The organism is Mycolicibacterium sp. MU0050 (assembly GCF_963378085.1).
Classification (GTDB): domain Bacteria; phylum Actinomycetota; class Actinomycetes; order Mycobacteriales; family Mycobacteriaceae; genus Mycobacterium; species Mycobacterium wendilense.
The window spans coordinates 242920-268687 of record NZ_OY726395.1 but is presented as its reverse complement, the minus strand read 5'-3'; the positions used below and the strand labels follow the sequence as shown (position 1 = coordinate 268687).

Genomic DNA, 25768 nt, shown 5'->3' with positions numbered 1-25768 from the left:
TGCCATGTCCGGCACGCCTACAGACGCGGTGGTCACCGGTGACGCGGTGGTCCTCGACGTGCAGATCGCTCAGTTGCCGGTGCGCGCCATCAGTTCGCTGATCGACATCAGCGTGATGATCCTGGGCTATCTGCTGGGCGTGGGCCTGTGGGCGGTGACGCTGCTGCAGTTCGACCCGGCGCTGTCGGCGTCGGTGCTCATCATCTTCACGGTGTTGGTGCTGGTCGGCTACCCGCTGATCTTCGAGACCGCGACGCGCGGGCGCACGCTGGGCAAGATGGCGATGGGCCTGCGCGTGGTGTCCGACGACGGCGGCCCGGAACGGTTCCGGCAGGCGCTGTTTCGCGCGTTGGCCGGTGTGGTCGAGATCTGGATGCTCACCGGCGCACCGGCGGTGATCTGCAGCCTGTTGTCCCGCAAGGGCAAACGGATCGGGGACATCTTCGCCGGCACCGTGGTGATCAGCGAACGCGGACCCAAGCTTGCGCCCCCGCCGGCCATGCCGCCGCCGCTGGCCTGGTGGGCGAGCACGCTGCAACTGTCCGGCCTGGGTGTCGAGCAGGCCGAGCTGGCCCGGCAATTCCTTTCCCGCGCACATCAACTCGATGCGCCGCTGCGCGATCAGATGGCGGCCCGCATCGCCGGGGAGGTGGCCGCCCGGATTTCGCCGCCGCCTCCGCCGGGGACACCGCCGCAGCACATGCTGGCCGCGGTGCTCGCCGAGCGGCATCGCCGGGAGCTGGCCCGGCTGACCGCGCGGGGTTATCCCGCGGCCGCCCCGGGCGGTTATCCGGGAGCGGTGCCGGCGGGTTATCCGGGAGCGGCGGCGGGTTACCCCGGAGCCGCCTCTCCGGCTGTCGCGCCAACCGGGTGGGCGCCGTCGACCCATCCCCCCGCAGCGCCGATGCCGCCCTACGCCGTGGGGGCGTCCTACCCAGCGGGGGCGTCCTACCCAGCGGGGGTGTCCTATCCAGCAGCACCGCCCTCGTCCGCCGGAGCACCCGCCCCCACAGCGCCACACCCATCAGCCGGAGCGAGCTCCCCCACAGCGCCCGACTCGTCGCCGCCGCCGTCGGGCCCACCTTCGGGTGGCTTCGTCCCGCCAGCTTGATTGCGGCCCAACCGACCAGAGCATCCGCCCCACGAAAATGCCGCCAGGGTCGTGGCTGCGCGACAGGCACAGCCCTGGCTGCAATCTCGGCGCTTGAGGTAGACGCCGGCAAGGCGCGCCGATCAGGTAGCTCGCCAGGGCGGGTCTCCCGGGCGCACAGCTCGCACATCTACTCGCCCCACTCCTCGCACTCCCCACCCCAAAGCCCGCCTCACCCCACAGCCCGCCTCACCTGGGCACCCGCTTGTGAAATGAGACACCACTGTCCCATTTTGGCCCAATGGTGGTAGATTTCCTCCTCGTGAACGTAGAGACCGGGGTGCGCGGCCGCACGAGGAAGGCGATCCTCGATGCCGCCATGTCGGTGCTGTCTGCGACGCCGGCGGCCTCGCTGTCGGACATCGCCGATGCCGCCGAGGTCGGCCGCAGCACGCTGCACCGGTACTTCCCCGAGCGCGCCGACCTGATCCGCGCCCTGGCGATCCACGTCCACGCGATCAGCAATGCCGCAATCGCCGAGGCCGATCCCCTGAGCGGTCCGCCCGTCGCAGCCCTGCGCCGGGTCGTCGAATCCCAGCTCGAGTTGGGGCCCATCGTCGCCTACATCTACGTCGACCCCGCGGTCCTGGGCGATCCCGAGCTGCTGGCCCACCTCGAAACCGGCGACGAGGCCGTCATCGAAGTGCTGAACCGCGCCTGCGCCGACCGCGCCAACACCCCGCCGGGGTGGGTGCGCCGCGCATTCTGGGCGCTACTGCAAGCCGGGTTCGAGTCGGCGCAGCAGGACGGCACCCCGCGTCATCAGATCGTCGACGCCATCATGACCACCCTCACCGAGGGCGCCATCAACCCCGGCTGAGTACACCTCAGCCTTTCAGGAGTCACCGCATGTCCAGCCGACTCGACGCCGCCGATTCCGCGGCGTCGCCGGATACCACCCCGCGCACCGCCTGGGTCGCGCTGGCGGTGTTGATGCTGCCGGTGCTGCTGGTGGCGATCGACAACACCGTGCTGGCCTTCGCGCTGCCCGCGATCGCCGAGGACTTCCGGCCGCCGGCCACCACCCAGCTCTGGATCGTCGACGTGTACTCCCTGGTGCTCGCCGCGCTGCTGGTGCCGATGGGCAGCCTCGGCGACCGCATCGGCCGGCGCCGCCTGCTGTTGATCGGCGCCACCGGGTTCGCGGTGGCCTCCGCGGTCGCCGCGTTTTCTCCCACCGCCGAAACCCTGGTCGCGGCGCGTGCGCTGCTCGGCGTGTTCGGCGCCATGCTGATGCCGCCGACGCTGTCGTTGATCCGCAACATCTTCACCGAAGCCTCCGCGCGCCGGCTGGCCATCGCCATCTGGGCATCCTGCTTCACCGCCGGTTCCGCGCTGGGACCGATCGTCGGCGGTGTCCTGCTCGAGCATTTCCACTGGGGCGCGGTGTTCCTGGTGGCGATTCCGATCCTGCTGCCGCTGCTGATTCTCGCGCCGCGCGTGGTGCCCGAATCCCGCGACCCCAACCCGGGTCCGCTGGACCTCATCAGCGTGACGCTGGCATTCGTCGCCATGCTGCCGTTCGTCTGGGCCATCAAGGTCGCCGCGCACGACGGGTTGTCCGCGGTCACGGTTGCGGCGTTCGCGCTCGGCATCGGCACCGGGGTGTGGTTCGTGCGCCGGCAGAACCGCAGCGCCACACCGATGCTCGACATGACGCTGTTCGCCTACGGCCCGTTCAGCTCCTCGATCCTGGCCAACTTCCTGTCGATCGTCGGCCTGATCGGCTTCTTGTTCTTCATCTCCCAGCACCTGCAGCTGGTGCTCGGCCTCTCACCGCTGATCGCCGGGCTGGTCACCCTGCCCGGCGCGCTGATGTCGGTGGCCGGCGGCCTGGCGGTGGTTCGGCTGTCCCGCCGGTTCGCCCCGCGGACGCTGATCATCGCCGGGCTGGTGCTGGTCTCGACGGGGTTCCTGATGATCCTGGTGTTCCGCCACGACCTGACGGTGGTCGCGATCATCGCGTCGTTCGTGGTGCTCGAACTGGGCGTCGGGGTCTCGCAGACCGTGTCCAACGACACCATCGTGAGTTCGGTGCCGGCCGCGAAAGCCGGTGCCGCGTCTGCGGTTTCCGAGACCGCCTACGAGTTGGGCGCCGTCGTCGGCATGGCCACGCTGGGCACCATCTTCACCGCCTTCTACCGCGCGAACGTCGAGGTTCCCGCCAAGCTGTCGCCCGCCCACAGCCACGCCGCCGGGGAGAGTATCGGCGGGGCCGTGTCGGTGGCCGAGGAGTTGCCGCCCGCCCTCGGTGAGCGGTTGCTCGAGTCGGCCCGGGTGGCCTTCGACTCGGGGATCGCCCCCACCGCGGCGATCGCGGCGGGGCTCACCGCCGCAGCCGCCGTCGCCGTCGCATTTGCGTTCCGCCGCACCTGATTTCGGTGCGCCGGGGACTCACTCGACGTCGACCCAGTCCAGGGTGCGTTGCACGGCCTTCTGCCAGCCCGCGTACCCGGTGGCGCGCTGTTCGTCGGTCCATTCCGGTGCCCAGCGCTTGTCCTCTTGCCAGTTGGCCCGCAACTCGTCGGGGTCCGACCAGAAGCCCACCGCCAGCCCGGCGGCGTAGGCCGCTCCCAACGCAGTCGTCTCCGCCACAACGGGTTTCACTACCTCGACACCGAGCACGTCGGCCTGGATCTGCATGCACAGATCGTTGGCGGTGATCCCACCGTCGACCTTCAGCACCTCGAGGCGTACCCCCGAGTCCGCCGCCATCGCGTCCACCACGTCGCGGCTCTGGTAGCAGATCGCCTCCAGCGCGGCGCGCGCCAGATGGGCGTTGGTGTTGAACCGCGAGAGTCCCACGATCGCGCCCCGGGCATCCGAACGCCAGTACGGCGCGAACAACCCGGAAAAGGCCGGCACAAAGTACACGCCGCCGTTGTCCTCGACCTGCCGCGCCAACGCCTCGCTCTGCGCCGCGCCGGAGATGATGCCGAGTTGGTCCCGCAGCCACTGGATGGCCGAGCCGGTGACGGCGATCGAACCCTCCAGCGCGTAAACGGGTTTCGCGTCGGCGAAGCGGAAGCAGACCGTGGTGAGCAATCCGTTCTCGGACCGCACGATCTGCTCGCCGGTGTTGAGCAGCAGGAAGTTGCCGGTGCCGTAGGTGTTCTTGGCCTCCCCCGCGGACAGGCACACCTGACCGACCATCGCCGCCTGCTGATCGCCCAGAATGCCGGTCACCGGAATGGCGCCCGCCAGCGGCCCGGCGCCCTGGGTCACCCCGTACGGTTCCGGGGACGACGACGACGCGATGCGCGGCAGCATCTGCCGGGGGATGCCGAAGAACGACAACAGCTCGTCGTCCCAGTCCAACGTCTCCAGATCCATCAGCATGGTGCGACTGGCGTTGGTGACGTCGGTGAGGTGCGCCCCGCCGTGCGGTCCGCCGGTCAGGTTCCACAACACCCAGGTGTCCGGGGTGCCGAAGATCGCGTCGCCCCGCTCGGCGGCGGCCCGGACACCGTCGACGTTCTCCAGGATCCACTGCAGCTTGCCCGCGGAGAAGTACGTCGCCGGCGGCAGCCCGGCCTTGCGGCGGATCACGTCGCCACGCCCGTCGCGGTCCAACGCGGCCGCGATGCTGTCGGTGCGGGTGTCCTGCCAGACGATCGCGTTGTACAGCGGGCGGCCGGTGCGCCGGTCCCACACCAACGCGGTCTCCCGCTGATTGGTGATGCCCAGGGCAGCCAGGTCGCCGGCGCCGAGCTTGGTGTTGTTGAGCGCGGTCGCCAACACCGATACGGTGCGCTCCCAGATTTCCACCGGGTTGTGTTCTACCCAACCGGCGCGGGGCAGCAACTGTTCGTGTTCGAGCTGATGGCGGCCGACCTCGCGTCCCGAATGGTCGAAGATCATCGCGCGGGTGCTGGTGGTGCCCTGGTCGATCGCCGCAACAAAGTCAGCCAACATGTCTCCTACCGCCGTCGGTGCCAGGTCCATGATGGTCTACCGCGGCGGCCGGATCGCCCGCAACGGCGACATCACCCCCAACCGGGACGTCAGCCCATAACATCGAGGCGTGGGCGAACAAGTCAGGGACACCACCTACACCCGCGCGCACCGGCAGGAGTACCGACGCAAGGTGCAGCAGTGCCTGGACGTTTTCGAAACCATGCTGGCGCAATCGAGTTTCGAGTTCGACCGGCCGCTGACCGGGATGGAGATCGAGTGCAATCTTGTCGACGACGGGTATCAACCCGCGATGACCAACACCGACGTGCTGGCCTCCATCGCCGACCCGGCCTACCAGACCGAATTGGGCGCCTACAACATCGAATTCAACGTCCCGCCGCGGCCGCTGCCCGGCCGCTCGGCCCTGGAACTCGAAAACGAGATCCGGACCAGCCTCAATGCCGCCGAGGAGAAGGCGACCCGCGGCGGCACCCACATCGTGATGATCGGCATCCTGCCCACGCTGATGCCCGAGCACCTCGCCGAGGACTGGATGAGCGACTCGACGCGGTACCGGGTGCTCAACGACTCGATCTTCACCGCCCGCGGCGAGGACATCCTGATCGACATCGACGGACCCGAGCGGCTGTCGATGTACGCCGAGACCATCGCCCCGGAGTCCGCGTGCACCAGCATGCAACTGCACCTGCAGGTTTCGCCGTCGGGGTTCGCCGACAACTGGAACGCCGCGCAGGTGCTCGCCGGTCCGCAGTTGGCCGTCGGCGCCAACTCGCCGTACTTCTTCGGCCACCAACTGTGGGCGGAAACCCGCATCGAACTGTTCGCCCAGTCCACCGACACCCGGCCCGACGAGCTCAAGGCGCAGGGGGTGCGGCCGCGGGTGTGGTTCGGGGAACGCTGGATCACCTCGATCTTCGACCTGTTCGAGGAGAACGTGCGCTACTTCCCGTCGTTGCTGCCGGAGATCTCCGAGGAGGACCCGCTGGCCGAGCTCGCGGCCGGGCGCACCCCCGCCCTGCCGGAACTGCGCCTGCACAACGGCACGGTCTACCGCTGGAACCGGCCGGTGTACGACGTGGTCAACGGCCGGCCCCATCTGCGGGTGGAGAACCGCGTCCTGCCCGCCGGGCCGACCGTCATCGACATGATGGCCAACTCCGCGTTCTACTACGGCGCGCTACGGACCCTCTCCGAGGAGGACCGGCCCATCTGGACGAAGATGAGTTTCGCTGCGGCGGAGGAGAATTTCCGCGCCGCGGCCCGGTACGGGATGGACGCCCGCCTGTACTGGCCCGGGTTGGGGTCGGTGACGTCCGACGAACTGGTTCTTCGTGCGCTGCTCCCGTTGGCCCACGAGGGTCTGCGCCGGCGCGGGGTGGCCGCCGAGGTCCGGGACCGTTACCTCGGGGTCATCGAGGGCCGCGCGAAGACCGGCCGCACCGGCGCCAGTTGGCAGGTGGCGACGGTGACCGCGCTGCAGGAACGGGGCCTGACGCGGCCGCAGGCGCTGGCCGAGATGCTGCGGCTGTATTGCGAGCGGATGCACAGCAACGAGCCCGTGCACACCTGGGACGGCCCCGCGTAGCGTGGTGCCATGACCTCTCAGGTAATCGATTGGGACGACGCGTACGAGGGCAACGGCGGGTTCGAGGGACCGCCGCCGTGGAACATCGGGGAGCCGCAGCCGGAACTGGCCGCGCTGATCGAGCAGGGCAAGGTCACCGGCACGGTCCTCGACGCCGGGTGCGGCTACGCCGAGTTGTCCCTCGCGCTGGCGGCGCAGGGTTACACCGTGGTCGGCATCGAGTTGACCGCGCACGCGGTGGCCGCGGCCCGCAAGGCCGCCGACGAGCGGGGTCTGAGCACGGCCACCTTCGTGCAGGACGACATCACGTCGTTCACCGGCTTCGACGGCAAGTTCGACACGATCGTCGACAGCACGCTGTTCCATTCGCTGCCGGTGGAGGGCCGCGACGGCTACCAGCAATCGGTGTATCGGGCCGCCGCGCCCGGGGCGCGCTACTACATCCTGGTGTTCGCCAAGGGGGCCTTCCCGCCGGAGGCCGAGACCAAGCCCAACGAGGTCGACGAGGCCGAATTGCGCGCGGCCGTCGGCAAGTACTGGGAAATCGACGAGATCCGTCCGGCGTTCATCCACGCCAACGTCCCGAACATCCCCGACATGCCGGAGCCGCCGTTCCCGCGCGACGAGAAAGGCCGGATGAAGATGCCGGCGTTCCTGCTCAGCGCGCACAAACCGGCATAGTCGACTCAGGGCGCCAGCGCGGCAGCAACCCGTTCCAGATCGTCGCCGGTCACGTCGACGTGCGGGGACAGCCGCAGGACGGGCCCGGTCAGCTCGAACGGGGCCCGGGCCACCTCGGCGACGGTGGTGACGATGCCGTGCTCGGCGATCAGCGCCGCGCGGGTGGCCACCGGGTCGACGCCGGGCGGCGGTATCAGCGTGGTGATGGCGGTGGGCTCGTCGACGGGCTCGACCACCCGCCAGCCGGCCACCCCGTCGAGTGCGGCCCGGGTGGCGGCGCCCACCGCGGCGAGCCGACGCCGTAGCGCCGTCGGGCCGGCAGCCGCGATCTCGCCGAGCGCCACCGAATATCCGAGGCGAGCAGCAAGATTGGTCTCGGCATGTTCGAAGGATTGCAGCGCGCCGCCCGGCACGTCCCAGTCCGCCGGCGGCACCCGCCGCACCAGGCGCTGCGCCAGTTCGGGCGCCACGGCCAAAAAGCCGACGCCGCGTGGGCCGGCCGACCATTTCCGCGACGACGAGTACACCGCGGCGGCGCCGACGGCGCAGTCCAGCTGGATCATCGCCTGCGCGGCGTCGAGGACCAGCGGGACGCCGTGGTCCGCGCAGATCTGCGCGGCCTCGGCGATCGGCTGCGCGAGACCGCGGTGACTGGTCACCCCGTCCAGATGCACCAGCCCCGGCGGCTCGCGGCGCAGCGCTGCCGCCAGGTCGGCCACCCGAAGCCGGCCGTCGCCGTCGACCGGCAGGGCACGCACGGCGAATCCGTGCGCGGCCAGCAAGGCCAGGTTGGGCGCGAACTCCCCGGGCAGGCAGGCCGCGCTGCGCTCCCCCGGCCAGGTACCCAGCAGTAGGTCCAACGCGTGCAGCGACCCGGTGGTGAACACCACGTCGGACGCGGTCATCCCGGTCAGCGCGCCGATCACCGCCCGGCCGGCATCCAGCGCCGGGGCGGCGGCCGCCGCCGCCACGTAGCCCCCGACCTCGGCCTCGTGGCGGGCGTGCTGCGCGGCGGTGTCGATCGCGGCGTGCGACTGCCGCGAGCAGGCCGCCGAGTCCAGGTGCACGCCGGCCATCGGCGGCCGGGCCGCGCGCCAGCGCCGGCCCAGTTCTTCGTCGATCACTTCACGGCCAGCGACAGCCCGAAGTCCCCGGCGGGATCGGTCCACCAGTGCGTGCGCGTCAATCCCGCGGCCGCCAGTTCGGCCGCGATCCCGTCCTCGGTGAACTTGCACGACACCTCGGTCAGCATCTCCTCCCCCTCCGCGAACTCGACGACGAGATCCAGCTCGCCGATGCGCACCCGCTGCGCGCCGCGGGCCCGCAACCACATCTCGATGCGCTGGACCATCGGATTCCACCGCGCCACGTGCTCGAAGTCGTCCAGGTCGAAGTCCGCACGCAGTTCCCGGTTGATCACCGCCAGGACGTTGCGGTTGAACGCGGCCGTCACGCCGGCGGCGTCGTCGTAGGCGCGCACCAGCCGCGGCACCTCCTTGACCAGGTCGGTGCCCAGCAGCAGCATCTCCCCGGGCCGCAACACCTCGGCCACCGCCGTGAGGAACGCCGCGCGGGGCCCGGGGGTGAGGTTGCCGATGGTGGACCCCAGGAACGCCACCAACCGGGTTCCGCCGCCGGGGATCTCGTCGAGATGGCGCTCGAAGTCCCCGCACACCGCGTTGATCTCGATCTCGGGATACCGCTGCTGCAACGCATCCCCGGCCTGCGCAAGGATGCCGGCGTCGACGTCGAAGGGCACGAAGCGTCGCAGCGAGCCTCGCGAACGCAACGCGTCGAGCAACATCCGCGTCTTCTCCGAGGTGCCGCTGCCCAGCTCCACCAGGGTGTCGGCGGCGCTGACCGCCGCGATCTCGTCGGCCCGCTCGGCGAGGATGGCCGCCTCGGCGCGGGTGGGGTAGTACTCGGGCAGCCGGGTGATCCGGTCGAACAGGTCGCTTCCGGTGGCGTCGTAGAACCATTTGGGCGGCAACGACTTCGGCGTGCTCCTTAGGCCGTCCCGGACGTCGTTGCGCAGTTCTCGGGCGGCGTGGTCGGCAGGCAGATGGTTGGAGAGCAGCACCGTCATGATCCCTTCAGTGCGGTCAGACTCACCTGTCCGTCGTAGATCTCGACGAGGTGGCGGTCGGGGACGTCGGTCCAGTCGGGATGGTCATCGTAGGGTTCGCTGGCCACCACCACGCCGTCGGGGCGGCGCAGCACCGAGAGGGTGTCGCCCCAGGTGGTGGCCAAAAGCCGGGTGCCGTCGCCGGCCAGGATGTTCAGCCGGGCGTTCGGGTCGGCCGCGCCGACGCGCGCCACCGTCTCGCCGAGCCGGTCCATGCCGCGGGCGAAGATGTGGGCGGCCAGCACCGCGCTGTCGACCACCGACTCGGCGTCGGTCGGCGCCGGCAGCACCGCCCGGTCGACGATCCCGTTGTGCGACAACAGCCACCGGCCGTCGGTGAACGGCGCACAGGCCGCCGCCTCGATGGGCATACCGATGGTCGCCGAGCGCACCGCGGCCACCACGCAACCGCTGGTCAGCACCGGCGCCACCGACGCGAACGACGCGTCGCCCCACAGCGGGGCCGCGCTGCGCCAGCGGGCCGGGGCTCCGGCGGGGAGCTCCGGCGAGTAGAAGCCGACGCCCCAGCCGTCGGCGTTCATCAGGCCGTGCTTCTGCCGGCGCGGCGCATAGGACTGCACCAGCAGGCCGTTCGGCGGCGCCAGCACCAGCGAGTGCACCGACATCGGAGTCCCCAGCCAACCCAGATGCCGGCACATCAGATGTCCCAGGCCAGGCGCACGCCGGCGAAGATCTGCCGCCGGATCGGATGGTCCCAGTTACGGAAGCTCGGTCGCAGGATGTCCGCGGCGACGGCCCACGACCCGCCGCGCAGCACGCGGTAGTCACCGTCGAAGAACGGTTGGCTGTAGCGCTCGTAGATCATCGGGGTGAAGCCCGGCCACGGCCGCAGCGGCGAGCTGGTCCACTCCCAGACATCGCCCAGCAGCTGCTCGACGCCGTAGGCCGACGCCCCGCCGGGGTACGCCCCGACCGGGGCCGGACGCAGCGCGGCGCCGCCCAGGTTGGCCACGGCCGCCTGGGGCGGTGCCCCGCCCCAGGGGTAGCGCCGGCGGGTCTCGGTCCGGGGGTCCCACGCGCACGCCTTCTCCCACTCGGCCTCGGTGGGCAGGCGGGCGCCGGCCCACGCGGCGTAGGCCTGCGCCTCGAAGTAACTGACATGCTGGACGGGTTCGTCGGCGGGCAGCGGTTCGACATGCCCGAATCGGGTTCGGGTACCGCGGGATTCGCCGGTGTTCCAGAACTGCGGCGCGTTCAGGCCGGCCTCGTTGCGGTGCGCCCAGCCCCGTGTCGACCACCACCGCGGCTCCTGGTAGCCGCCGTCGTCGACGAACTGCTGCCATTCGGCGTTGGTCACCGGCACCCGGCCGATGCGGAACGCGGGGACGTCGACGACGTGGGCGGGCCGCTCGTTGTCCAGCGAATGGGGTTCGTCCTCGGCATCGACGCCGAGGACGAACGGGCCGCCGGGGATCAGCACCGACGTCCCGGCCACCCCCGCACGCCCGGGCGGAAGCGGGTCACCGGCGCCGAGGATCGGCGTGCCCTCGCGCAGGTTCAGCGCCTGCAGCATGGTTTCGTCGTGTTGGTTCTCGTGGCTGATCACCAGGCCGAAGTCGAAGCCCGGGTCGTCGTCGGGCAAGCGGTCCAGGACGTCGAGCACCTTGTCCCGCACCGTCTTCAGGTAGGAATGGGCCTGGGCGGGGCTCAGCAGCGGCAGCGCCGCGCGGCTGGCGCGGGAGTGCACGAAGGCGTCGTACAGACCCTCGACACCGGGTTCCAGCAGGCCTGGGGTGGAGGTGTTACCGCCGCGCAGCAGCCAGAGTTCCTCCTGCTGGCCGATGTGGGTGAGGTCCCACACCAGAGGGCTCATCAACGGGTGGTACTGCCGGCGTAGTTCGTCGTCGTCGAAGCTCACCAGGCTCAGGGTGCGCTCGCGGGCCCGGTCCAGTCCGTCGGCGAGGTGGCGGTGGATGCTCACGAATCTCCTTGTGCCAGAGCGACGGCGGCGGGCGCAACTCCGACCCGCACCGCGGCATCGGCGAAATCGTCGGCCGGGCACCGGCCGCGCTCCACGGAATCGGCGAGCAAGCTCATCGATTCCGCGAGGTCCGGTGGGGCCAGGTCGAGGACCATCCGGATGCAGGCGACGGCGGACTCGTGGAGTCGGCGGTCGCGCAATCCGAGGCGCGCGGCGGTATCCCAGGCGTCGGCGACCGGGGCGACCACCTCGGCCACGCCGGCGGCCCGCGGGTCGTCGAGCAGGGCGGTCAGGGTGAACACCACCGCGGGCCACAGTGCGTCGGGAACCGCGTCCAGATACCGGATCTCGACCCAGCCGCGCGGGCGCACCGGCGGGAACAGCGTGGTCAGGTGGTACTCCAGGTCGGCGGTCGTGGGTGGGCGGTCACCGAGCAGCACCCGGCGCTCGGCCCAATCGGCGAACGGTACCCAATCCTCGACGGGCGTCGCATCGGGCAGCACCAGCATCACCGGGGCCTTCAGCGCGTACCGCGCCCAGTCGGTGGCCGGGTCCAGACCGCTGGCACCGAGCACCGGCCCGCAGCGCGCCGAGTCCAGCCGGCCCCAGACCTGCTGGCGGGTCGAGGCCCAACCGGTGAACCGCCCCGCGAGCAAAGGCGAATTGGCGGCGATCGCAATCATCGTCGGCCCCAACGCGTGCGCCAGCCGAACCCGCTCGGCCCACCCCGCCGCGGGCCCCGCCTCGAGGTTGACCTGCACCGAGGCGGTGGCGGTCATCATGGCGGCCCCCGCCTCCGCGGTGCCGCTGGCCGCGAAGAAGCGCTCCATGGCCGCGTACCGGGGACCCGGGTTGATCCGCTCGGTGGGGCGCAACGGGTCCGCGCCGAGCAGCAGCAGCCCCAAACCCGCCCCCGCGAACGCCGCGTCCAGGACCGCACGGTCGGCGGCCATCGCCCGAATCGCTCGCAGTGGCCCGTCGGCCGGTGGCCCGGACAGTTCGACGGCGCCGCCCGGTTCCAGGGTGATCCGCCCGCCACCCGGCAGCGGCCCGACGTCGGCGATGACCTCGCCGATCTGCGCCCACGTCGGACGGCGGCGCGGGTCGGCGAGGTCGATGCAGTGCGCCTCGATTTCCAGGCCGACCCGGCCGACCCGGCCGTCGACGAGGCTGCCCGCGCTGATGTACTCCGCGGCCTCGGCGGACCCGGCAAGTTCGCATACGTCGTGCTGGTCGCGAACCCGGTCGGGCGGTGCGACGACGAACGTCATTGCCCCATCCTCTCGGATGGCACCGACAAGTGCCCGCGAATAATCCTGCGAATCTGGTGCCAGGGCACCCTCGGGCCGACAGAAATTATTGGCCCAGCGTGTTCTGCATGGCCCCGGCCAGCACGTTTGCCGCCGGACCGCCGTTGCCGGGTTGGCACACCTTGGCCTGCAGCACGACGTTCTCCCGGAGCCGGGTCTGGACGAAACAGCGGCGGTCGGCGCCGGCGAGTTGCTTGACCCACGCGGCGTCCGCGGGGCCCGCGGTGCCGCCGTTGAAGGTCCACACCTGCACCGCGCCGTTGTCCAACCGCATGGTGGCGGTCTGCCCGTTGCAGCCGGCGGTCCGGTCGACCACGCGGCGGTAGGCGCGCGTCGCCGCATCGTGGTTGGCGAAGACGCCGACGGCCTGTTTGACGAAGTGGGTCTCGTCGGTCGGTGTGGTCTGCGCGGTGGCGCCGTTGAACGAGGCCAGGTCGGGATCGTTGTAGACCTCGGGCAGGCCGATGTCGGCCCAGTTGTTACAGGCGGGGACGTCCACGGAGAACCCCTGGAACGGGGCTCCGAAGACCCGCTCCGAACCGATGGGACCGCCGACGATGTTGCTCACCGAGCCCTTGCCCAGGACTGCGTAGTTCACCACGCCGGGGTCCGAAGGCCGCGCGTGCGCGATGAGGGCCGACGGGAGCGCCGCCGCCGGGCCACAGATCAGAGCCGCGACCAGGGCCGCTCGAAGCGTGGTCCGCACCCGTCAGACCTTCGCCAGAAGCGTCACGTCGATGTTGCCGCGGGTGGCTTTGGAGTACGGGCAGACCCCGTGCGCCTGCTGCATCAACTCGTCGGCTTCGTTCTGCTCCAGCCCGGGGAGGTAGCCGATCAACTCGGCGTTGAGCCCGAAACCGCCGTTGGGGTCCTTACCGAAGCCGACCTTGGCGGTGATGCTGCTGGCGTCGTCGAGGGCGATCTTCTCGTTCTTGGCCACCAGGCGCAGCGCCCCAAGGAAACAGGCCGCGTACCCGGCGGCGAACAGCAGTTCGGGGTTGACGCCCTCGCCGCTGCCACCCATCTCCTTGGGCGGGCGGGTGTCCAGGTCGATCTGCCCGTCCGACGACCGCACATGGCCGTCGCGGCCACCCCCGGACGCGGTGGATTCTGCGGTGTAGACGACATCGATGCCCATGCGTGCACTCCTGTTCGTGGTTCCCGGCGAGTCTCCGATTTCGATCATGCCAGCCGGGTGCGGTGGAGAGGAGCGTCCCGGGGACGGCGCGCGAGGACCATTACGGGCTTCGAGTGCCGCATTTACTGGTATTTTTAACGCAACATTCCGCAACTGCGGATCAAAGCGCACGGTGAACTCGGGAGCGAAGCGTGACGACCCTGCGGATCAAGGACGCCGCCGCCCTGCTCGGCGTCAGCGACGACACGGTCCGCCGGTGGATCGACGCCGGCAACCTCACCGCCGAGAAGGACGACGCCGGGCGCATGGTGATCGCCGGCGAGCAGCTGGCCGCGTTCGCCCGCGAGCACGCGGCGGCGCCGCCGGATCCGCTGGGCATCGCGAGTTCGGCACGCAACCGGATGGTCGGCCTGGTGACCGACGTGACCGTCGACGGCGTCATGGCGGAGGTGCAGCTGCAATGCGGCCCGTTCACCATGGTGTCGCTGATGAGCCGACGCTCCGCCGAGGAGCTGGGTCTGGCGCCGGGCTCCCTCGCCGTGGCCGTGGTGAAGGCGACCAACGTGATCGTCGAGACCCCGCGCGGGACGTCGTGAAGCGGCGCCTCCGGCCGCGACGGCGCACCGCGGCGATCCTCGCCGCAGCCGCCCTGACCGCCGGCTGTTCCGGCCTGCCGCCCGACGGCGCGTCGCCGACGGCCGAGCTCATGGTGTTCGCCGCGGGGTCGCTGCGGTCGGTCTTCACCGACTTGGGCGCTCAGCTCGAGGACGTCGAGCCCGGCACCTCGGTACGGTTCAACTTCGCCGGCTCCTCGGATCTGGTCGCACAGCTCACCCAGGGCGCTCCCGCGGACCTCTTCGCCTCCGCCGACCCGCAGAACATGACCCGAGCCGTCGACGCGGGTCTGGTGGACGGGGAACCCGTCGTCTTCGCCGCCAACACGCTGACCATCGTCACCCCGCCCGGCAACCCGAAAGGCGTGGCCTCCTTCGCCGACCTTGCCGAACCCGGCACGTCGGTGGTGGTGTGCGCCCCGCAGGTGCCGTGCGGGGCGGCCGCGGAAAAACTGGAACAGGACACCGGTGTGACCCTCACCCCGGTCAGCGAGGAATCGTCGGTCACCGACGTCCTCGGCAAGATCACCTCCGGCCAGGCCGACGCCGGCCTGGTGTACGTGACCGACGCCCGACTCGCCGGCGACCAGGTCACCGAGGTGAGCTTCCCCGAGTCCGCCGGCGCGCGGAACTCCTACCCGATCGCGGTGCTCGAAGCCCCCGACCAGCCGGAACTGGCGCGGCAGTTCGTCGACCTCGTCACCGGTCCGACGGGGCGACGGCTGCTGGCCGAGGCGGGTTTCGCCGTCCCATGAGACTGCGGCGCGCGACCGGCGGACCGGTCCAGGTCGGGCTGCCGGCCTGGATCTACCTGCCCGCCGCCCTCGGCGCGCTGTTCGTCATCGTCCCGCTGGCGGCCATCCTGCTGCGGATCGACTGGGCGAACTTCGTCGGGCTGATCACCTCCGAATCCTCCCGGGCGGCACTGGTTTTGAGCCTGAAGACGGCCACCGTCAGCACCGTGGTGTGCGTGCTGATCGGCGTGCCGATGGCGGTGGTGCTGGCCCGCGGCCGGTTCCCGGGCCGGTCGGTACTGCGCGCGCTGGTGCTGCTGCCGCTGGTACTGCCGCCGGTGGTGGGTGGGATCGCGCTGCTGTACACCTTCGGTCGGCTGGGACTGGTGGGCCAACACCTGGAAACGCTTGGCATCCGGATCGCGTTCACCACCACCGCGGTGGTGATCGCCCAGTCCTTCGTGTCCCTGCCGTTCCTGGTGGTCAGCCTGGAGGGCGCGCTGCGCTCGGCGGGCCACCGGTACGAGAGTGTCGCCGCCACACTCGGGGCGCGCCCCACCACGGTGCTGCGGACCGTGACCGTGCCGCTGGTGTTACCCGGGCTCGCGTCGGGCGCGGTGCTGGCGTTCGCCAGGGCGTTGGGGGAATTCGGCGCCACCCTGACCTTCGCCGGTTCGCTGCAGGGGACGACGCGCACGTTGCCGTTGGAGATCTACCTGCAGCGTGAGACCGACCCCGACGCCGCCGTGGCGCTGTCGTTGGTGCTGATCGCGGTGGCCGCCCTGATCGTCGTCGCCTCCGCGTCCCGACGGCTGGCGGGACCGCTGTGACCGGCCTCGAGGTGCGGACCCGGTTGGCCCACCGCGCCGTGGACTTCGACCTCGCCCTGGACGACGGCCACGTGCTGGCCGTGCTGGGACCCAACGGCGCCGGCAAGTCCACCCTGCTGCACCTGATCGCCGGCCTGCTGCGACCCGACGACGGCCGGATCACTCTGGGCGACACCGTGATCACCGACACCGCTGCCGGGGTGTTCGTCCCGGCGCACGCGCGCGGAGTCGCGCTGCTGGCGCAGCAGCCGTTGCTGTTCCCGCACATGACGGTGACCGCCAACGTGGCCTACGCGCCGCGCTGCCGGCGACAGACCCGCGCGCAGGCTCGTGCCGTCGCGCAACGTTGGCTGCAAACGGTCGCCGCCGAGCACCTCGCGGACCGCAAACCCGCCCAATTGTCCGGCGGTCAGGCCCAGCGCGTCGCCATCGCCCGGGCGCTGGCCGCCGAACCGGCGGTGCTGCTGCTCGACGAACCGATGGCGGCGCTGGATGTCGCCGCGGCCCCGGCGGTACGAGGGCTGCTGCGCGACCTGCTGCGCGCGCAGCGGCGCACCGCGGTGATCGTGACCCACGACCTGCTGGACGCACTGGCGATCGCCAACAAGGTGGTCGTGGTCGAGGCGGGCCGCATCGTGGAACGCGGCGCGGTGCGTGACGTCCTCACCGCGCCACGCAGCGAATTCGCCGCCCGCATCGCGGGGGTCAACCTGATCTCAGGGGTCGCCGCCGGGTCCGGGACGATCAAAACCGCCTGGGGCACCGAGGTTTCAGGAGTCATCAAGACGGCCGGAGACATCGAGGCGAACTCCCCCGCCGTGGCCCTGTTCTCCCCAGCGGCGGTGTCGGTGCATCTCGATGCGCCGCACGGCAGCCCGCGCAACGTCTTCCCGGTCACCGTCGCCGCGCTCGACGTGCACGGCAACTCCGTGCGCGTGCGCAGCGCAGACCAGCCGGACGGAACGGCCGGCATCAGCGCCGACATCACCGCTGCCGCGGTCGCCGACCTGGACCTCGCACCCGGGCAGCGGGTCTACTTCGTGGTCAAGGCGCAGGAGGTCGGCCTGCACCCGGCGCTGTCCCGTTAGCGGTACCGCTGTACCTGCGTGGCGAAATCATCGAGCAGCCGCAGCGACTCGTCTCGCGGCATCGACGGCAGCAGCAGTCCCAGCTGACCGAAGCCGAGTTCTGCTGCCGCGCGCCAGTATTCGGGATCGATGGGCGCGCCGAACATGGCCAACGGCACATCCCCTCCGGTGCCCTCGCGCATCGCGTCGATGAACTTGGCCAGCTGCTCGGGCGGCAGCGGATTGGAGATCGCGCCCGGTGCCCACCACCGCGGGCGGCTATTTGACCACCTTGCCGGCCACTTTCATCAGAACGGCACGAAGCGGCTTCGACAGATACACGGCGAACAAGCCGTTGAACACGTCCTCCCGTAACCGCGTCAGTGTCGAGGACGCGATACGCCAGCCGTCGCCGCACTTGACGTAGGTCTCGGTGTAGTGGCCGTAGCCGCGCAGGTTCACCCCGGGTCCGAACCGCACCACGTCCTCGAGCGCCCACACCCCGCGGGCCGCGGTCGGGGAAACCAACTCGATCTCGGGGGCGTGCACCTGATGCACTGTGGCCTGAGCGCGCAGGCTCTTGCGGGTGAAAGCCACGAACTCGTCGGCGCCGTGGATCACCTTGCCTCCCGAGGCAGTGGTGTCGCTGACGAAATCGTCGGTGAACAACTGCCGCCACCCGGCCCAATCCTTGCTGTCCAGGTACCGGCAGTAACGCGCCTTGAGCTGCTTGATCTCCTCGATGTCGCGCGCCACCCGACATTCCGCGCACCCAGACCCGGCTTCGGCCACTCGACTGTCCTTCCTCGCGACGTCGGTGCGTTCAGGTGCGGTCGGCCGCCCCTGCGCGCACCGAAAGACTACTGATTCGAATACCGCGCCATCGGGAATGCGCACAGGCATGGCTACGTATCGAGTTCTCAATCCCGAAGGTGATGTCGTCGACACGAAGGACATCGAGAGCGCCGACGACGCGCACGCCTGGTTCGTCGACCAGAAGGCCAAGCCCGAGTTGGGCTGGCGGATGGAGGTGCGCTCCGACGACGGCCACTGGGCGTTCTTCGACTCCAGCGAGGGTGACCGCAAGTACTGACCGACCGTCTCCGCTGCCTAATCTGTACGGACAAGTTTCGCGAGGAGGCAGCGGTGAGTGACCACGAAGTCCGGATGATCGTCTTGTCGACCGACGACCTCGACGAGTCCATCCGGTTCTACAGCGAGACCTTGGGCATGGCGTTGAAGTTCCGCGATGGCGCACATTTCGCGGCCCTCGACGGGGGCTCGGTGACGCTGGCGCTGGCCACGTCGGTGGACCATCCCATCCCGGGAAAGGTCGTCGTCGGGATCAAGACCGCCGATGTCGACGCGGCCGCCAAGGCGGTCCAGGACAGCGGCGGCGCGATCATCAAGGGCCCCTACGACGATGCGCACGAACGTCGCGCCGTCGTCTACGACAACAAGGGCAACGGCCTGGTCTTCTACCGCCCGCTGGCGCGCTGAGCAGCAACGCTCAGCGCGGCGGGGCCGTGGTGGTCGGGCCGGGCCCCTCGGGTCGGTTGCCGGGGCCGGGCCACATGTGCCCCTCGCGGAAGTCGTCCGGGCGCATCATCGGCGGCCCCATCGGCCCACCGCGGTCGGGTTTCATCATCATTCCCGGATGGTGATGGTGGCCGAAGTGGCCGTGGCCGCGGTCGGAGGCCTTGCCGAGCAGGAAGCCGGAGAAGAAGATGACCGCGACGATGACCAGCGTCCCCGCCACGATCGCGACCCACGCGGCCACCTGGTAGAGGCGCTGCGGCTTGCGTTCGACGGTCGCGGCCACCGGTTCGGCCGTGGTGGTGACCGGCGTCGTGGGCTCAGATGTATCGCTCATGCCTGCCATGGTGCCCGGCACCGGCGCGGAGCCACCTTTGTTGGGGATATGAATTCTCTGTGAAGCGTCACCGCCGGTACGGGTGCACCGCGAACTGGATGACGCGGTACGGCGCGTGCTCGCGCGACTCGGTGTTCCACTGACTGACGAACACCCGCACGTCCTCCAGCGTGGAGGCCGGCGAGATATAGCCGCCGTACGGCTGGGCCAGCCGGTTGTCCTGCGGCGGCGGTAGGTGTTCGGCCGGGTCCGGCCACACGTCGGCGCGCACCACCGTGGTCACCGGGGCCGTGCCCAGTCCGGTGGGGTCGTCGGCCACCCGGACCTCCATGTTCCCGGTGCTGCCGTTGAAGTAGGACAGCACGGTCTTGCCGTCGATCTGCCGGATGCTCATCTCCCCCACCAGGTCGGGCCACAGCGGCGTGGGGGGCTTGCCCCACCCGCCGTCGGGGCCCGGCAGCGCCGACCAGCCCTGCCAAGCGGCCCGGTCGGTGAACTCGCCGGGCGGCACGCGGTACAGCGACACCGGCGCGCTGCGGTCGAAGTTGTTGGCCACGATGTAGACCCAGCCGGTCTCCGAGTCCGGAGTCGGGATCGGGTCGTAGTAGCCGCTGACCTGCGACTGCCGCCCGTCGGCGTGCTCGGGGGGCCGATGCGAGCCCGGCACGGTCAGCCAACGGCCCTGTGCGGCTTCGGCTTTCACCAATCGGGAGCCCTGCGGCACCAATCGGTGGGTGGTGGTGATCAGCAGGTAGTTCTGCCGGTTGATCTCGATCACGCCCGACGGCAGCTGCGACCAGCCGGGTGGTGTCGGCTCGTCCAGCAGGGGCGCGTCGATCCCGGTGACGCCCGTGTAGCGGATGCCGTCGGGCGCACCCAGCGAGGACCGGTCGACGTGTAGCGCGATCGGCGAGAACCAGCGGCCCAGCCCCACCCCCGGACCGGCAAAGCTGTCGCCGCACACCTGCAGCAGCTCGGTGGGGAACTCCATGAACTCGCACAGGTCGGTCGCGCCGATGCCATAGTCCCGGGTCGGTGTCCCGGTCCCGGCGATCGGCCCGATGCGCAACACCTGCCCGGGCTGCAGCTGCACCTCGGGCGTGGCGGCCGCCGGGGCCGCCGCCAGCAACGCCGAGATCGACGCTATGCCGAAACCCACTCGCACTTTGCGGCCCAAACTCACGTTTCGGCGCATGGGAGGGGGTCAGAGCTGGGCGGTCAGCAGCTCGGCAATCTGGATCGTGTTCAGCGCCGCGCCCTTACGCAGGTTGTCGCTGGAGATGAACAGCGCCAGCCCGCGCCCGTCGGGCACGCCCGGGTCCTGGCGAACGCGACCCACCAACGAGTCGTCGATGCCGGCGGCGGCCAGCGGGGTCGGCACGTCGACCAGCTTCACCCCGGGCGCCGAACGCAGCAGTTCCTCGGCGCGCTGCACCGAGATCGGTTGCGTGAACTCGGCATTGATCGACAACGAGTGTCCGGTGAACACCGGCACCCGCACGCAGGTGCCCGACACCGCCAGCTCCGGGATGCCCAGGATCTTGCGGCTCTCGTTGCGCAGCTTCTGATCCTCGTCGGTCTCGCCGGAGTCGTCATCGACCAGAGAACCGGCCAGCGGCACCACGTTGAACGCGATCGGCGCCACGTAGGTCTCGGGCGCCGGATAGTCCAGCGCCGCACCGTCGTTCACCAACTGCTCGACACCGTCGATGACCGCGCGCGCCTGCCCGGCGAGCTCCGCCACACCGGCCAGCCCGCTGCCCGAAACCGCCTGATAGGTCGAGGCGATCATCCGGACCAGCCCGGCCTCGTCGTGCAGCACCTTGAGCACCGGCATCGCGGCCATGGTGGTGCAATTCGGGTTGGCGATGATGCCCTTGGGCAGCGACCGGACCCGGCCGGCGACCTCGCGCTCGAAGTTGACCTCGCTGACCACCAGCGGCACGTCGGGATCCTTGCGGAACGCCGAGGAGTTGTCGACGACGATCGCCCCGGCCTCTGCGAAACGGGGCGCCTGAACCCGCGACATGGTCGCGCCGGCCGAGAACAGGGCGATGTCCAGCCCGCTCGGGTCGGCCGTCGCCGCATCCTCGACCTCGATCTCCTGGCCGCGGAACGGCAGCTTCTTGCCCTTGGACCGGGCCGAGGCGAAGAACCGCATGCCGGTCGCGGGGAAGTCGCGCTGCTCCAGCAGCGTCCGCATGACCTGGCCGACCTGACCGGTCGCGCCCACCACACCGATGTTCACCATGACCGTTACCGTCCCGTTCCCGCGTAGACGACAGCTTCCTCGTCGCCGCCCAGATTGAATGCCTCGTGCAGCGCCGCGACCGCCCGGTCCAACTCGGTGTCCTTGATCAGCACCGAGATCCGGATCTCCGAGGTGGAGATCAGGTCGATGTTGATGCCGGCCTCGGCCAGCGCCTCACAGAACGTCGCGGTGACGCCGGGGTGGCTGCGCATGCCCGCGCCGATCAGGGAGACCTTGCCGATCAGGTCGTCGTAGAGCACCCGGGTGAAGCCGATCTCGCTCTGCAGCGAGGTCAGCTTTTCCACCGCGCCCGGCGCGCTTTCCCGCGAGCAGGTGAAGGTGATGTCGGTCTTGCCGTCTTCGACCTTCGAGATGTTCTGCAGCACCATGTCGATGTTGACGTCGGCGTCGGCGATCGCGCGGAACACCTTGGCGGCGTAGCCGGGGACGTCGGGGACGCCGGTCACCGTGACCTTCGCCTCGCTGCGGTCGTGGGCCACACCGGTGAGGATGGCGTCTTCCATGGGGATGTCCTCCATCGATCCTTTGACGAGGGTGCCGGGCTTGTCCGAGTACGACGACCGGACGTGGATCGGCAGGTTGAAGCGTTTGGCGTACTCGACGCAACGCAGCATCAGCACCTTGGTGCCGGCGGCCGCCATCTCGAGCATCTCCTCGAACGAGATGCTCTCGAGGCGACGCGCGTTGGGCACGATCCGCGGGTCGGCGGTGTAGACGCCGTCGACGTCGGTGTAGATCTCACACACGTCGGCGCCCAGGGCAGCGGCCACTGCGACGGCGGTGGTGTCCGATCCGCCCCGGCCCAGCGTCGTGACGTCCTTGGTGTCCTGACTCACACCCTGGAAGCCGGCGACCAGCACGATCTGACCTTCGTCGAGCGCCGAACGCAGCCGGCCCGGCGTCACGTCCATGATCTTGGCGTTGCCGTGGGTCCCGGTGGTGATGACGCCGGCCTGCGAGCCGGTGAACGAGCGCGCGTTGGCGCCCAGCGACTCAATGGCCATCGCCAGCAGCGCGTTGGAGATCCGCTCGCCCGCGGTCAGCAGCATGTCGAGTTCGCGCGCCGGCGGCGACGGGCACACCTGTTGGGCCAGGTCGAGCAGGTCGTCGGTGGTGTCACCCATGGCGGAGGCGACCACCACGACGTCGTGGCCGGCCTTCTTGGTTTCGACGATTCGCTCGGCGACGCGACGGATACGCTCGGCGTCACTCACCGAGGATCCGCCGTATTTCTGCACGACGAGCGCCACAGTCGACCCTTCCTGGTTGTCGGCGTTGCTTTGATGGGGCCGTCCCGGAGATTCGGCCCCATCAAGGATAGGTGAGGCATGCACTCTGGTTTTCCCGCCCGTGATCGCGGCGGCGGCGGCCTCAGTTCGGGCAGGCCTCCAACAGCTTGTTGATTTCCTCGGTGATCTGAGCGTTCACCAGGTACATCTCGTAGACGATCGGCGGTGTGTGTTGCCCGGGCGCGGGGCCGGATCCGGACTCGGCGCGCAGCTGCGGAAGTTTGATCGCGAACCGCGACGCCAGGTCGGCCACCCGGATCGCGCTGACCGCCAACGCGGGATCGGTGACCTTGCCCGCCCGCTCGGCCAGCCCGTCGGCCCACTCCTGATATTCGATGACCCCGGCGTCCTGGCCGGAGTTCTGCTCGATCTCGTCGATCTCCTGGGCCTGCGCGTGGTTGAACTCCAGCAGCTCACGCACCGGCTTGCATTCCTCGGAGGTCCGGTTGAAGACCGTCTCGTTCAGCACCAGCGCGCCGACCGCCAGCACCACCACTGCGAGGTATACCCACACGCGCCGTTTGAAGCCCATCGCCGGCCAACTGTAGTCGGGTTTGGCCAGGCGGCCGTCGCTCAGCGGCCCCCGAGGTCCGCAGCTACTTGCGAACCAGCAGCTCCGGCTCCTCGTCGGCCAGCCCCGCCCCGACGATCGCCAGGTTGTAGCCGGTGGTGCGGAGCCTGGGTTCGCTGGTGCCGTCGGGCCGCGGCGCGTCGAACGTGCGCGGATACTCCGAATGCCCCACCGCGCCGTCGCGGGCCAGCCCGTCGGGGGTGGTGACGGCCGAGGTGCTGAGCTGTTCCAGCGGCAACGTGGTCGTCCGCGGCCCGTGCGGGCCCACATCGACCAGGCCGGGCAACGGGATCCCGCCCACCGTGCCGCCCTGCGACACCCAGTCCTGATCGGCGGACATCACGTATCCGCGCCCCTCATCGAGGAACAGGTCGTTCTCGTCGTTGATGAAGGTGGGGAACACCCCGAGCAGCTTCTCGTTGGCGTGCCCCAGCCCGGGCGAGCCGTAGAACACCGCGTCGTCGACCACGCCCTTCTCGCCGAGTTCGTTGAGCGCCTGCGCGGTGGTCGTCGACCCGTAGGAGTGTCCGAACGCCGAGAGGTGCACGTCGGCACCGTTCACATTGGTGGCGTTGATCCCTCGGTAGAAGTCGGCCAGGTCGACGGCACCGGCGTTGGCGCGGTCCTCGCTGGCCGCGCCGAACACGCTCAGGTCGCTGGTGTCGGGCGGGTCATAACCGAACCAAGCGATCGTCGATACCGACTCCCCGAACTTGCGCGCCGCGTTCAGCTGCCGCTCCATCTCCCCCTTGAGCGCCCCCGCCTCACCGACCATCGACGGCAGGCTGTCGGCGTGGGTGTTCATCCCCGGGGTGGTGACGGTGACATGCTTGGCCTCGTCGGGGTTTCCGGTGGCCACGACGGCGAAGACCTCGTGTTCGCCGGGTTGGAAGTGCATGAGGAACTTGTCGGGGTCGTACCCGAGCTCGGGGCGGTTGGGGTCCTTGAGCAGGGAGGTGTGCACACCGCGGATCTCGTTGAGCCGCTCGGTTTCCGGCAGTACCAAGGTGGAGTGTGCGGCCCGTGCCGCGGCCTCGGACAGCTCGGGGTGGGCCGCGCGGAACTGCTCGAAACTGGGGTGGGCGTCCAGCGCGGCCTGTGCCGCGGCCAGCTCCCGCTCCATCGCCGGGCGGTTGACACCGTGGCGGATCGGGGTGGGAACCCCGTCGCGGTTGAGCCAATCCGGGTGCTCGCGTTGGACTTTCGCCTGTTCCTCGGGCGTCAACGCGTTCCACCACGCGGTGACGTCGCGGGGCTGGGTGCCGTCCCCCTCGGGCGGGTAGGGCGCCGACAGCCCCGACTGCTGCTCGCCGGCGCGGTAGGCGCTGTCGTAGTCGGGGGCACCCGCGGCCGTCACCTTGCCGGCCTCGATGTTGCCGAACACCTCCCGGCAGTCGGCGTCGATGTCGTCGGCCAACCGCAACAGCGCCTGGGCGCGCGCCTCGATGTCGTCGGCCTTGGCCTGCCACTTTTCGATCTCCTCGGCGGTACCGATGATGGTGACCCGCCCGGAGTCCGACAACCGCAGATGCCCGTCGGAGGCCGCGACCTCGTCCCGGATGGCGGCCAGGTCGTTCTGCAGCTTGGTCACCGCCGCGGCGGTCTCCTCGGCCAACTGCTGCACCGCGCCGAGTACCGCGGCGTCGTCGAGCACGTGCGCTCTGGCCGTTCGCACCCGCTCCCGGGCGACGTCGGCGGCAGGCGATTCCCAGCCCGGCAGCAACGCCACCTGTCCGAGCTGGTCGGCGGCGCGGCGGGCGGCGCCGAGCTCGGTGGTGAGCTCGCCGGCGATGGTGCGCAGCGACCCGACATCCCAGGATTCGATCTGGCTGAGCCACATCGTCATGTGCCGATCCTCACCAGCCGTGGGTCAGGGCTGCGGGTTCGGCGGCATCGGGATCTCCTCGCCCACCCAGACCGACCCGTCGTCGGTGCGCCGGCACGAGATGTCAGCGCTCAGCAGCGTGGCCTTCCGGCTGGCGAACATCAACATCCGCCCGTCGCCGCTGTAGATCCGGGCATCGTGGTTGCCCGACTGATTTTGGAAACCGCCGGCGGAGGCCAGCCCGGCCTCGGCGGCCAGCCGTTGCACCACCGGGTAGACCAGCTCCCATTCGGCGTCCGACAGGGCGTGCTCGGAGACCAGGCTGGGGAACCCCAGCCCCATCCCTCCTTCGCAATGCAGAGCGCTGTATTGGCGGTTCCACCACCACGGCTTCAGGGCCGGCACCAGCTGGGAGATCTCGCGTTCGACCGCGAAGATCAATTCGAGCATCTGGGCCTGGGTTTGCTTCAGCGTCGGCAGTTGCGCCAGATCCATCGTGGGTGCCTTCTCCTCGGAAATATCCGGACCGGACGCCGCCTGCTGGCAGCCGGTCAGCACGGCCACGGCCAGTACGGCGGCCAGGATTCGACTGCGCGCGGCCGGCCGACGTGTTGCGCTGCGCTTCCGTTCCACCCCGCCCCCTTTTTGACCGGCCACCGCCGATGGTCCTGAATCTTATCGGCCGCCACCCGCGGCCGGAGGCAGGAAAATGGAGCGCAGTGCCGGGCCGCCGGCGCGCCGGTCCCGGCCACCGTTGTGCGCGTATACCGAGTTTTGGCGCCGCCGCCGCACCGGAGTACAGTGTCTGACGTGCAGCGTGTGCTCCTCCTCGGGCGCCGCGACG

The 25768-nt window shown here is 70.2% G+C and carries 27 protein-coding genes and 1 pseudogene; 11 read left to right on the top strand and 17 right to left on the bottom strand.

Translation table 11 applies throughout. The features are described 5' to 3' along the window. Nucleotides 1-4: 4 nt before the first annotated feature. The 3 genes and pseudogenes from R2K23_RS01305 to lfrA all read left to right on the top strand — a co-directional run. Nucleotides 5-904: pseudogene (locus tag R2K23_RS01305) on the top strand (RDD family protein); the annotation flags it as partial. Nucleotides 905-1391: 487 nt separating this feature from the next. Next, entirely contained in the window at nt 1392-1970 is a 579-nt protein-coding gene (locus R2K23_RS01300; protein ID WP_396892818.1) for a TetR/AcrR family transcriptional regulator, read from the top strand. Between the two features lie 29 nt (nt 1971-1999). Then, nucleotides 2000-3526: an efflux MFS transporter LfrA gene (gene lfrA / locus R2K23_RS01295; RefSeq protein WP_316513767.1), complete on the top strand. Its 1527-nt coding sequence runs from the start codon at nt 2000-2002 to the stop codon at nt 3524-3526. A gap of 18 nt (nt 3527-3544) precedes the next feature. Here lfrA and glpK read toward each other — a convergent pair whose 3' ends face one another. Next, nucleotides 3545-5065: a glycerol kinase GlpK gene (glpK, locus tag R2K23_RS01290; protein WP_316513766.1), complete on the bottom strand. Its 1521-nt coding sequence runs from the start codon at nt 5063-5065 to the stop codon at nt 3545-3547. Nucleotides 5066-5174: 109 nt separating this feature from the next. Between glpK and R2K23_RS01285 the strand changes: the two genes are divergently transcribed. Both R2K23_RS01285 and R2K23_RS01280 read left to right on the top strand, forming a co-directional pair. Next, on the top strand, nt 5175-6653 hold the full coding sequence (locus R2K23_RS01285; RefSeq protein WP_316513765.1) for a glutamate-cysteine ligase family protein: 1479 nt from the start codon (nt 5175-5177) through the stop codon (nt 6651-6653). A gap of 9 nt (nt 6654-6662) precedes the next feature. Beyond that, nucleotides 6663-7334, top strand: a complete 672-nt coding sequence (locus R2K23_RS01280) for a class I SAM-dependent methyltransferase (protein WP_316513764.1) — start codon at nt 6663-6665, stop codon at nt 7332-7334. A gap of 5 nt (nt 7335-7339) precedes the next feature. Here R2K23_RS01280 and egtE read toward each other — a convergent pair whose 3' ends face one another. The 7 genes from egtE to R2K23_RS01245 form a co-directional block, all read right to left on the bottom strand. Then, the gene (gene egtE, locus R2K23_RS01275; protein ID WP_316516983.1) at nt 7340-8455 is read right to left on the bottom strand and encodes an ergothioneine biosynthesis PLP-dependent enzyme EgtE; all 1116 of its coding nucleotides are present in this window, start codon (nt 8453-8455) and stop codon (nt 7340-7342) included. Further along, complete coding sequence (egtD, locus tag R2K23_RS01270) at nt 8455-9420, bottom strand: L-histidine N(alpha)-methyltransferase (RefSeq protein WP_316513763.1); 966 nt, start codon at nt 9418-9420, stop codon at nt 8455-8457. Before egtD ends, egtE begins: the two co-directional genes overlap by 1 nt. Next, nucleotides 9417-10118, bottom strand: coding sequence for an ergothioneine biosynthesis protein EgtC (gene egtC / locus R2K23_RS01265; RefSeq protein ID WP_316513762.1), 702 nt, complete (start codon nt 10116-10118; stop codon nt 9417-9419). Before egtC ends, egtD begins: the two co-directional genes overlap by 4 nt. Then, complete coding sequence (gene egtB / locus R2K23_RS01260; protein WP_316513761.1) at nt 10118-11401, bottom strand: ergothioneine biosynthesis protein EgtB; 1284 nt, start codon at nt 11399-11401, stop codon at nt 10118-10120. The genes egtC and egtB overlap by 1 nt, the downstream gene beginning before the upstream one ends. Next, entirely contained in the window at nt 11398-12672 is a 1275-nt protein-coding gene (egtA, locus tag R2K23_RS01255; RefSeq protein ID WP_316513760.1) for an ergothioneine biosynthesis glutamate--cysteine ligase EgtA, read from the bottom strand. The genes egtB and egtA overlap by 4 nt, the downstream gene beginning before the upstream one ends. Nucleotides 12673-12757: 85 nt before the next feature. Next, entirely contained in the window at nt 12758-13417 is a 660-nt protein-coding gene (locus R2K23_RS01250; RefSeq protein ID WP_396892813.1) for a sensor domain-containing protein, read from the bottom strand. Between the two features lie 3 nt (nt 13418-13420). Then, entirely contained in the window at nt 13421-13849 is a 429-nt protein-coding gene (locus R2K23_RS01245) for an organic hydroperoxide resistance protein (RefSeq protein WP_316513758.1), read from the bottom strand. Nucleotides 13850-14040: 191 nt separating this feature from the next. Here R2K23_RS01245 and R2K23_RS01240 point away from each other — a divergent pair, with 191 nt between their 5' ends. The 4 genes from R2K23_RS01240 to R2K23_RS01225 are packed head-to-tail and all read left to right on the top strand — an operon-like array spanning nt 14041 to nt 17115. After that, a complete protein-coding gene (locus R2K23_RS01240) occupies nt 14041-14445 on the top strand; it encodes a TOBE domain-containing protein (protein ID WP_316513757.1) in 405 nt (134 codons plus the stop codon). Beyond that, nucleotides 14442-15218: a molybdate ABC transporter substrate-binding protein gene (modA, locus tag R2K23_RS01235; protein ID WP_396892811.1), complete on the top strand. Its 777-nt coding sequence runs from the start codon at nt 14442-14444 to the stop codon at nt 15216-15218. The genes R2K23_RS01240 and modA overlap by 4 nt, the downstream gene beginning before the upstream one ends. Then, nucleotides 15215-16027 carry an ABC transporter permease gene (locus R2K23_RS01230; protein ID WP_316513756.1) on the top strand — a complete coding sequence of 271 codons (813 nt, stop codon included), beginning with the start codon at nt 15215-15217 and terminating at the stop codon, nt 16025-16027. The genes modA and R2K23_RS01230 overlap by 4 nt, the downstream gene beginning before the upstream one ends. Further along, entirely contained in the window at nt 16024-17115 is a 1092-nt protein-coding gene (locus tag R2K23_RS01225) for a sulfate/molybdate ABC transporter ATP-binding protein (protein ID WP_316513755.1), read from the top strand. Before R2K23_RS01230 ends, R2K23_RS01225 begins: the two co-directional genes overlap by 4 nt. On the opposite strand, the gene R2K23_RS01220 is transcribed toward R2K23_RS01225, so the two are convergent. Together R2K23_RS01220 and R2K23_RS01215 are read right to left on the bottom strand one after the other, a co-directional pair. After that, on the bottom strand, nt 17112-17297 hold the full coding sequence (locus tag R2K23_RS01220; protein ID WP_316513754.1) for a hypothetical protein: 186 nt from the start codon (nt 17295-17297) through the stop codon (nt 17112-17114). The two genes, R2K23_RS01225 and R2K23_RS01220, sit on opposite strands and share 4 nt — an antisense overlap. A 76-nt stretch (nt 17298-17373) precedes the next feature. After that, nucleotides 17374-17850: a nuclear transport factor 2 family protein gene (locus tag R2K23_RS01215; protein WP_316513753.1), complete on the bottom strand. Its 477-nt coding sequence runs from the start codon at nt 17848-17850 to the stop codon at nt 17374-17376. A gap of 145 nt (nt 17851-17995) precedes the next feature. Here R2K23_RS01215 and R2K23_RS01210 point away from each other — a divergent pair, with 145 nt between their 5' ends. Both R2K23_RS01210 and R2K23_RS01205 read left to right on the top strand, forming a co-directional pair. Next, a complete protein-coding gene (locus R2K23_RS01210) occupies nt 17996-18187 on the top strand; it encodes a hypothetical protein (protein WP_316513752.1) in 192 nt (63 codons plus the stop codon). A 53-nt stretch (nt 18188-18240) separates the two neighbouring features. After that, nucleotides 18241-18594 (top strand): VOC family protein, encoded by a 354-nt coding sequence (locus R2K23_RS01205; RefSeq protein WP_316513751.1) that lies wholly within the window; start codon nt 18241-18243, stop codon nt 18592-18594. 10 nt (nt 18595-18604) lie between these two features. Here the strand turns inward: R2K23_RS01205 and R2K23_RS01200 are convergent, their stop codons facing one another. The 7 genes from R2K23_RS01200 to R2K23_RS01170 form a co-directional block, all read right to left on the bottom strand. Then, nucleotides 18605-18976 carry a hypothetical protein gene (locus R2K23_RS01200; protein ID WP_316516979.1) on the bottom strand — a complete coding sequence of 124 codons (372 nt, stop codon included), beginning with the start codon at nt 18974-18976 and terminating at the stop codon, nt 18605-18607. Between the two features lie 58 nt (nt 18977-19034). Continuing rightward, nucleotides 19035-20162: a DUF4185 domain-containing protein gene (locus R2K23_RS01195; protein WP_396892807.1), complete on the bottom strand. Its 1128-nt coding sequence runs from the start codon at nt 20160-20162 to the stop codon at nt 19035-19037. A gap of 9 nt (nt 20163-20171) precedes the next feature. Continuing rightward, nucleotides 20172-21218, bottom strand: coding sequence for an aspartate-semialdehyde dehydrogenase (locus R2K23_RS01190; RefSeq protein ID WP_316513750.1), 1047 nt, complete (start codon nt 21216-21218; stop codon nt 20172-20174). Nucleotides 21219-21223: 5 nt separating this feature from the next. After that, nucleotides 21224-22489 (bottom strand): aspartate kinase, encoded by a 1266-nt coding sequence (locus R2K23_RS01185; RefSeq protein WP_316513749.1) that lies wholly within the window; start codon nt 22487-22489, stop codon nt 21224-21226. Between the two features lie 121 nt (nt 22490-22610). Then, entirely contained in the window at nt 22611-23060 is a 450-nt protein-coding gene (locus tag R2K23_RS01180; RefSeq protein ID WP_316513748.1) for a hypothetical protein, read from the bottom strand. A 64-nt stretch (nt 23061-23124) separates the two neighbouring features. After that, nucleotides 23125-24945, bottom strand: a complete 1821-nt coding sequence (locus tag R2K23_RS01175; RefSeq protein WP_316513747.1) for an alpha/beta hydrolase — start codon at nt 24943-24945, stop codon at nt 23125-23127. Nucleotides 24946-24969: 24 nt separating this feature from the next. Then, entirely contained in the window at nt 24970-25557 is a 588-nt protein-coding gene (locus R2K23_RS01170; RefSeq protein WP_316513746.1) for an LppA family lipoprotein, read from the bottom strand. Nucleotides 25558-25768: the final 211 nt, after the last annotated feature.